At 70.2% G+C, this 1,488-nt stretch carries 1 protein-coding gene; it reads right to left on the reverse strand.

The window, feature by feature from the left end; all coding sequences use genetic code 11:
- Window positions 1-22: 22 nt before the first annotated feature.
- Entirely contained in the window at window positions 23-1,360 is a 1,338-nt protein-coding gene (locus HHL10_RS30080) for an IS4 family transposase (RefSeq protein WP_169164103.1), read from the reverse strand.
- Between the last annotated feature and the right edge of the window lie 128 nt (window positions 1,361-1,488).

Below are 1,488 nucleotides of genomic sequence, written 5' to 3' on the forward strand. Positions count from 1 at the left end.
CACCCCTTTCAAGGTGCGTTGATCAGTCAAGGCGACCGCGGGCCAGAACACGCGCTGTGGCGACATGGCGCGAGGCTTCGCGGTGGCTGACGTAGTCCTTCTTAACCGCGGGCTTGGCCGCGCGGCGGTGGCGGCGCAGCCGTGCGGGCTGGACATGCGCCGCAATGTCCAGCAGCGCCTGCGCCAGCTCCGTGGCATTGAGTTGCGCGTAGGCGTCCCAGGCCCGTGGTTCTATGGCCACGAGCATGCCCGCGTAGTGGGTGCGGACCTCGTCAGCCAGGTAGTACAGCGAGATGTCGTCCACGTCGGCCACCGCGCTCGCATGGCACGCGGCTATGGCCGCCTGCAGCACCGCGAGCACGTTGTACGCCAGTACCGCCACGCCAAAGGCCAGCAGCGCCGCGCGCGGCTGCCCCAGGCTGGCGACTTCGCTGTGCAGTACAGACTCCAAGCGCTGGAACAGGCATTCGATGGACCAGCGCCGGCGGTACAGCCGCGCCACCGTGCACGCGTCCATCGCCTCAGGGGCCAGGTTGGTCAGCAGCCGCACCACCGTGTCGCCGTCCTCGGTAGGTAAGTCCAGCGCCAGCTCGATGCGCCGCAGCGGCCGCGGCTCACCGCTGCTGCCCTCGAGCGGGGGCATCACCACGGGCTGCTCCGACACCGTGCCCGTGTCGATGCGTCCGCATGGGCGCGGCGGGCCGCACGGCGTGGGGTGCGGGTTGGCGCCGTGCTCGCGCACGATGAAGCACGCCCCCTGCGCGGCCCAGCCGCCCAGGATTGCGCGGGTGCTGAAGTTGCAGTCGGCTATCCACAGCTCGCCGCGCTGGGCTTGCTGCAGCAGCGGCTGCATGAGCAAGCGCTCCTGCACATGCGCATCCTCCGCCGGCACCATGTCGTTCACCAAGGCCGTGTCGGGATCGAACACCACCAGCGACTGCCCTGGCAGCGCCGCGCCGCGGTAGCCGCGCAGCGGCTTGATGCGCCGCTCGCTGCCCGCCAGGTGGCTGCCGTCGAGGATGCGCACACGCCAGCCCGGGGCCAGGGCCGGCTTGCCGCGCTGCAGCACCGCCATCACTGGCGCCAGGCGCTGGGCGCTGCCGGCCACGAGCGCGCGCACCAGTGCCGGCTCGGTGCCGTTGACCTTGTCGTACAGCGCCGTGATCGACACCGGCAGCGCCGCGCCGGCGGCCTGCGCCGCCGCGTGCAGTGACGGGCGCAGCCCCACGGCCACCAGGCTCATGAGTTCCACCGTGGTCGAAAACAGCAGTTCGCGCACGTATTGGTGTTGCGCGTGCTGAGCAAACACTTCATCGATCCAGGCCGCATCGAGCGTGCGCTGCAGCGCCAGCCGCGCCATCAGCGTCACGGGAGAGTGGTGCGCAAAGCGCTCCACCACAGCATCCACCACCGTCATCGCACACCTCCTGGAATCCGGTGTGTCAGAGGTGGCAGCGTGCTCGCTTCCCGCGCACCTTGAAAGAGGTG

It is taken from the genome of Azohydromonas caseinilytica, assembly GCF_012927045.1.
Lineage (GTDB): Bacteria > Pseudomonadota > Gammaproteobacteria > Burkholderiales > Burkholderiaceae_C > Azohydromonas > Azohydromonas caseinilytica.

Excerpts from the sequence above, each read along its gene's own strand:
- HHL10_RS30080 (WP_169164103.1), bottom strand. The coding sequence starts at position 1,360 with ATGGCGCGGCTGGCGCTGCAGCGCACGCTCGATGCGGCCTGGATCGAT.